The following is a 7,261-nucleotide window of genomic DNA, read 5'->3' on the forward strand; positions in this document are numbered from 1 at the left end:
ACGCTCGCGGACCTCGGCGGGAAATTTATTGGGTTTGTTGTTCATGACTCAATCCTCTCAGGAGTTGAGCCTCCACGGAATCCGGTGTGATTCAAACGCACATCTCAGAACTCACCGGGGCGAAGGTGCGCATCTTTCTCACGGAAATCGCCGAAGGGGTGTCCAACTACAGGAGCATGCACAGCCTCACCCAGCAGGTTGAGCACCAATATCACGGCCGCTTCCTTATTGAGCTCGTACAGAACGCGCACGATACTTTCGTCGAACTCCCCCTGGCCGATAGAGGCAACCGCGTCGAGGTCATATTTGATCCTGACGATTCCCCACACGGATCCCTGCTGGTGGCCAACGACGGCGCACCTTTCTCTCCGTCCAACTTCGAGCGACTGTCCCAACTGGGCCAGAGTGACAAAGATCCAGAGAAGAGCATCGGGAACAAGGGCATCGGCTTCCGCAGCGTCCTCGAAATCTCAGATTCTCCTGAGATTTATTCCAGGCGCGCGCCCTGCAGCGCCACCTTCGACGGCTATTGCTTCGCGTTCCGTCCAGACGTAGTCGCGGCCCTCGTCGAACCGATCACGCGTCTGTCTCAAGACAGCAAGGCACCGATCTGGTCGGTGACCGAAAAGCCCATCGTCGACACCTGGTCAGACGAAATGCTGGAGAGGTTTCGCAGCCGCGTTCAGTTAAAGAACGAAGGCTGGCTTACTGGCGAACTGGCCTATCTCTCCCCGTACCTGCTGCCCGTCCCGATTTCCCAAGGCCAGAGTGCCCGGGTGCTCGAATGCGAATCGCGCGGCTTCGCGAGCGTTGTTCGCTTGCCCCTTAAGTCGGCCGAGCTCCGTGGCTATGTGCTAGACCGGATGTCCGAGCTGTCCGAATCGACCGTCCTGTTCCTGAACAAGATCGGCTCGCTGACAATCAAGCAGATGGAGGGCGATTCCAGGCAGTTTGTCCGCCAGTCTTCACCACTTGAAGAGGGGCGAGATGGCGTGCGCGTCGCCATCACCAACCTCGTGGGCCAGGTAAAGGAATACTGGGTGTGGAGTACAGAGCTGCACGCGCCCACAGCACCGCAGTCATTTCGCAGCGCAGTTGCAAAGTTGCCTGGGCGCTGGCCCGAGATCACGGACATCACCGTGTCGGTTGCAGCGCTGATCGGAGACACCCCAGAGGGCGGCTGCTTCAGCATCTTCCTTCCGACACGGGTTTCAACCGGAAGCGCGATCCACATCAACGCCCCGTTCTTTGGGGATATGAGCCGAACATCCATCCCCTTCGACGACGCCTACAACAGGCATTTGCTGGATACAGCTCTCGATCTATCGATGAACGTTGTTCTCCACAAGCTCGCTGGCCGTGGCGAGCAGGAGGCACGAGCGATCGTGGACTTTCTGGCTCCCTTCGGTACCGGGCAAGCCGCTATGCGCTGGCTCGAGCTTGTAACTGAGGCGGAAGACCGCACTGGCATCAAATTAAGCCCGGAGCCGATAGCGTTGGCTGACAAGGGATGGGCGGCACTCGACAGCACGTCCCTGATCCCAGAATCAGGCAAGGTGTCCCTGCTGACGAAGGACTTCTTGAGAGAAAACGCAACCTTCAGTGTATTCCATCGGTGTCTGGATTCACGGGTTGATCAGCTTCGCGCGCTGACGTCGGCACGGTTTGACACTGGCGCCTATCCTTTGGATTGGCAGCTCGCCGCAACGATCTCCGAGATCGCGAAGGCGCTCAATCGCACCAGCGGTGACTGGAACGCGTTCTGGCGCGATGTACTCGCGCTACTTCCGAAAGGCCAGTCTGTACTTGCAGAGCACGCGGTGCTGCTCGGTGCCGACGGTAAGTTGCACCGCGTCGGCGATGGTACCCGCGTATTTTTTGTGCCCAGGCAAGGCACAGCAGATGACAGCGAAATCGGTGGCGACACGGCAACGACGGGCGTGCCGGCCACACTTCAAAGTTCCGTCGCCTTCCTCAGCGAGGAAGTCCAACTCTACGACCCGGTCCGTCCGGCTATGCAGACACCTGTCCGCGGCTATCTCGGCCAAGGACTCGTTTCCCAGTTCCGCGTCGAGACAATCTTCTCTGAGGTTTTGCATCGTCTGACGCCGCCGTTGCCCACCCCAATCGGCGGCGAGCACGAGGCTCTGTGCCGCGACATTCTTGGTTGGGCTCTGCGCTTGATGAAGAACGTCATCGCTCGGGAACGGGGCACGGGGACGATGTGGAAGCTGATGCGGACCATCCCCGTGCCCTGTTCGGGAGGGTGGTTTCCCATGCAAGAGGCCACGTTCTCAGAAGGCTGGCCCGATACGGTCGGCACCGCACTGAACACCTACCTCACGTCCCTCAAATCAGGTTCCGCTCAACAAGCCATGCGGCGCCTGCTCGTGGCGCCGGGTCATGCTGCCTGGGGCGATGTTGGGATCGTAGAAGCTCAGCTTCTGGCCTTGGGGGGGGTGCAGAACGGGATGCGCCTTGTCGAGACCGCGGCGTCGGCGTGGTCGAGCGAGTTCAAGAGTCAAAACTATCAGTTTCAGCTACCTGCAGCGCCGCCAACCGTCTCGGCGGCTCACTGGTCAGAGTTTGCCGCCGTCGCCTTCAAAGGGGTTACGCCGTACTATGTGTCGGTGCAGAAATGGGAGGTTGGGAGCTTCTACACCTTCCCCGGCCTAGCAGAATTTGATTCCCTGAGCGTCGCAGCAAGACAGGCGCTCAGCGAGCTGATTCTGCAGAGCTTGCCGCGTTGGACGACGGGTCTGCAGAAGATGAGCCTGATAAAGATCGGAGGTGTGTCGGACCGGCTGGAAATCACAAGCCCGCTCACGCACTTTCTGTCGACACGACCGTGGCTCGCCATCATCGAAACGAAGGGAGTGACATGGGCGCGGCCGCGGGACCGCTGGTACGTTCCGGCGGAGATCCTCGCAGGCCGCGCGAAGCACTATGCGCACCTGCGAGCCTTGCCTTCAGTCCTTGCTCTCAATGTCGGTCAACGCCCTGACCTCGCGAAAGCTCTGCGGGAGCTGGGCATGCAATCTTTCGATCCCATTGCTTCTACGGAGGATTCAAGTCTGCTCGTGGCACTGACATCGGTCGTCGGCAGTGACGAAGTCGCTGATGCAAATGTGCTGCTCGGGCAAATCCGGGACGCGTGGCAGCGATTCCGGCCGCCAGCAACGTTGCCGGCTATACCACTGCTGCCGGTCCGTCGCGCCAACAAGCGTTTCACGTCCGTCGCTCCAACTGTGGATGAGCCAGTCTATCTGCCGGACTTCGGTGCCTATGTTTCGGACCTGGAGGAATTCGACTTCCCGGTCGTCACCATCCTCCCTTCGGATGCAAAGGATCTGCGCGATTGGTTCACGACTGCCTACGGCTCGCGTGTTCAGTTGACCTCCGACCTGGCGCTGATTCCAGAAGTGGACGGAACGCCCTGGACCGGGTTCAGAGCCGTTGGCCTCGCCGACAGCGAGCTGGGATGGTTGATACACCCTCTGTTGGTTATGGTTGCCATGGGTCGAGGGGTGCATGCTCAGGCTTTCAAGGACCGCGTCGAAATCTTGCGGACGGCACGCATCGACTGGGTGCCGAACTTGCACGTGGCCGTGAAGCGGGACGGCCAAACGCTGACGACAAGCGAGGTGCCCGCGCTGTGGGATGCCAATCGCAAGACTCTTGTAGCCACCGAAGGCTGCAAGTCCGTGGTCGAAAAACTGGCAAACGCCTTGGCCCAAGCGCTTGCGCGCGACGATCTCGAGATCCAGCTTCGCTACCTGCTTCGCGGGTTGGGCTCCATTGATAGCGCTCCCGAAGATGTGACCGTCTTTCTTGAGCCCCTGCACATCACACCAGAGCAGGTTCACCAGGTGCTCGAACACCTGCGAGGTGACGTTGGTCACATTTGCCGCTTGGTCATTGTCCTCATGGCCGTTGTGGCCCCGGAAGTCAACTCGACCTCACTGGAAAACGCAACGACAGAAGAGGAGTTTTCGGCTGCTCTGGCCGCGGTCGCGGTTCCGAATCTCAATGTCTCCCGCACCATCCAGATCGCCCGAGATAGCCAGGACCTGTTCGACTTCGGCCGTGCGATCTCTCCCGACTTCGGACCAGCGGCTTTCCTGTCGAGATGGAATGCTGCCCTTGCCCAGAGGAGTCAGCCTGCACTTTCCAATCGGAGCTGGCGACTGCAGCTACAAGCCGGACTAGAGGAGGGTGCAACCCTCGTAAAGCGCGTGATTGCGCATGCCATCCGGACAGGCAAACCCCTTCACTACGAGTCGACATACAACGCGTACATGAAGCAGGCAGAGTCTCTGGATATGGGTGCCTCCCACTGGACAGTTGAATTCTCCGACGTCATGCACCTTGTCTGTTCTCAAGCAGCCCCTTGGTTCAGTGACGATGCGGTCACCAGCGCGCTTTGCCGCGCAGACTCTCCCGAAGTGCTGCTGAAGCTGCTTGCCGATGCGGGCGTGGTAGTCGACATTGATCCCGATGAATGTGGTCGAAAGAACCATGCATTGGTAGACGCAGTCGCGGGAGGCATGGACAGACTGCGCCTCGCGGCATGGGTCAAGGCCGGCGCAGATCAGGAGCAGCAGGAGAATTCCTCACTTGTCGACCAATACTGCGCTGCTGTCGCGTCGCCTCTTCGTTGTGAGGCCTTTACAGCCGAGTGGTCCGAGACGCATGTCTTCGATCTGATGCGCAAGGGGGTCCAGCATCCAGATATGCCGCAGTTCCAGGCCGCCGTCGACGCATCCAGCGATCTGGCATCTCTGCAAACGGCCCTTAAGCTCTCTGCGGACGATCTCGACGGTGCGAAATATAGGCTTGAGGCGATTCGAGCGGAGAGGAATCGCCGCAAGAACATTGTCAAGATCTGCGGCGAGGACTTCGATGCATCGGAGGACAACCTTTCCCAACTTTGGGACTTCCTAGCAGGTCGCATCAGCGATCCGAGCCTGGCAGCATCCATGCAGTTTGATCTGACTAAGCCAGCGACGCTGGCACCACTCAATCCCAGACCAAAAAAGGACGGAGGAGGAACGGGGAACGGCCGAGGGGGGAAGAAGCCGCGCGCGTATGCCATTGATGAATTCGTTGGCTTGGCTGGAGAGATCTTTGTCTTTCGCATACTGCAACAACGATACGGCAACGAGTCCGTCTCAGCGTCAGCCTGGGTCTCGAAGAACAGCAAGCACGTCTTCAGCTTCAATCAAGGGGATGACGAGCGGGGATGCGATTTCGTCTTTTCAACCAAGGGAAAGCATTACCGAGTGGAGGTGAAGGCGTCCTCGGGTGACGACGAGGTTTTCATGCTGGGGTCCTCTGAGATAAGGCTAGCCATGGAGATCGCCACTCAGAGAAAGCGAAAGAAGGAGATCTTCTTGCTCGTGCATGTCAAGAACGCCCTGTCGGCCCAGCCTTCGGCCATCGTCTTGCCTAACCCCTACGACCCCAAGCACGCCGACGTGTACCGCATCGAAGAAGCGGATGCACGGATTCGGTACAAGGCCCTTGGCTGAAGGGCCAACGGCAACCTCTCTAAGTCACTGACCCCAGCGGTTGCCTGACGACTAGGGCTGCACCCAACGATGGATGGTTCAGCGAAGTCAGTCTTCTCGTTTTGGAGTTGGCGGCGCCGTGCGCAGCCTTCTGGACACGCTGACTGTCTCTGAGGTGCCGCAAAGCCACCTTTGGTGAACTTCCGCTGTCAGCCTGAAGCAGACTTGTAGCTGCTACTTCTCGTCGCTACGTCCGGGCAGTGAGGCGTGGTCTACGCGTTAAAAATAGCACTACGCTACGACGGCGTTGGGTCGCTTTTCACGCAACCGCTCTTGCTGCAGATGCAGATGCAGAGAAATTAGCCAATCCGCTCGAATCGAAAGCCTCCCTCCTTGATGTGCGCATCAAAGTACATGCCGTGGGATGCGGCAGCGATCAGACCCGCATGGAGGCGTTCAGGAACATTGAAGTACCGGTATATCCCGCCACTGACAAACTCGATCTCAAGAGTTTGGTTGGGAAGGCTGTATCCAACTGCTTGAATGCTAGAGGAAGTGACCGCTGCTCGGATCATGGAGTGGCACCAGTTGATCGATGAATAGCCATCTTACAGATGGCGACTTGCTTCTACCTGTCACTCCGCCTGAAGACCACCGCCCTTTGATGAGCGCCCCCGACAACCAGACCGGTGGCCCGAACTGACATAGCACTTGCCCGTCGTCATTCGGCCCATGCGCCCCTTTGAGCCCCGACGATCTAGAGTTGTCCATTCACAAGGGCCAGAGGCCTCAATCTCTTCCGCGGAGAAAAAATTTATAGCCGAATCATTGCACCACAGGTGCAATCTGATTTCTAACAAATGTCTCTAAAGCGATGGAGTCGAATATGAGCGCCCTACTCGTAGCTTGGCTTCTTGCTGGGATTCCAGGACAGCAGTGGCATGATCTGACGGCCGCCCTAGCCAAGCTAAAAGGCGTCCAAGCTATGTGCTTGGACGCCTCATTACTAGGGTTTACGTCTTCCTTAAGACGAGCACAACAAAGCACTCAGTAGGCACGCCATCCATTGTCAGTCTTGCGCATCATGGCCTTGCCGGTCATGTCAATGTCATTGATATCGAACCATGCGTCGGAGGAGTCAGCTCCGAGACCAATATTGAGCGTTTGCCGGCCGTGAAACCCGCTGACAGGAGCCACGTCCTTGATGCTCTCCTCGCATCCTGCCAAGTAGTATTGGCTGATCTTGTATGAGATGTTCCCGGCAACCTTGGCTTGGCGCATGAACTCCTCCTTCTTCTTCTCTATTTCACGGCCTTCACGCTGCAGATCGGCAAACTCCTGATTGCGCCTTTCTGCGAGCGCTGCGTTGGAGCGACTGATGATGTTATCAATGGAAGAGTTGAAAGACTGCAGCGTCTTCTTCTCTTTTTCGTAGGCACCTGCCAACGACCTGTACTCCGACGGGTTCTTCAAGGCTAAGGTGTATGAGTACTCCACCACATGAACATCGGCCAATGTCGAATGCGGATAGCCATTGGTCTTCTTGGCGTTGGTGATTTTGATGTTCTTGCAGCCCTGGATTTTGGACTCCAGAAGAGCTTTCACGTCGGAGCTTTCCGGTATCTTGCTGGCGCCACAAGCAGCCAAGCTGAGAACGTGTTAGTGCCGATGCAAATCTGATCAGGTAAACCACAAAGTGCCGATGCAAAATTGACCAGGGTGTTCCACTGACCTGCTGAAACTTTCAGCAG

Annotated in this window: 3 protein-coding genes; 1 reads left to right on the forward strand and 2 read right to left on the reverse strand. The window is 57.8% G+C overall.

Annotation, left to right across the window (positions count from 1 at the left end):
- The first annotated feature begins 86 nt into the window (after positions 1 to 86).
- On the forward strand, positions 87 to 5,531 hold the full coding sequence (locus tag EDF71_RS24650; RefSeq protein WP_133859159.1) for an ATP-binding protein: 5,445 nt from the start codon (positions 87 to 89) through the stop codon (positions 5,529 to 5,531).
- 338 nt (positions 5,532 to 5,869) lie between these two features.
- On the opposite strand, the gene EDF71_RS24655 is transcribed toward EDF71_RS24650, so the two are convergent.
- On the reverse strand, positions 5,870 to 6,085 hold the full coding sequence (locus tag EDF71_RS24655; RefSeq protein WP_133859160.1) for a KTSC domain-containing protein: 216 nt from the start codon (positions 6,083 to 6,085) through the stop codon (positions 5,870 to 5,872).
- Between the two features lie 472 nt (positions 6,086 to 6,557).
- Positions 6,558 to 7,115, reverse strand: a complete 558-nt coding sequence (locus tag EDF71_RS24660) for a hypothetical protein (protein ID WP_133859161.1) — start codon at positions 7,113 to 7,115, stop codon at positions 6,558 to 6,560.
- Positions 7,116 to 7,261: the final 146 nt, after the last annotated feature.

It is taken from the genome of Comamonas sp. JUb58, assembly GCF_004364775.1.
In the GTDB taxonomy this organism is placed as follows: Bacteria; Pseudomonadota; Gammaproteobacteria; order Burkholderiales; family Burkholderiaceae_C; genus Comamonas.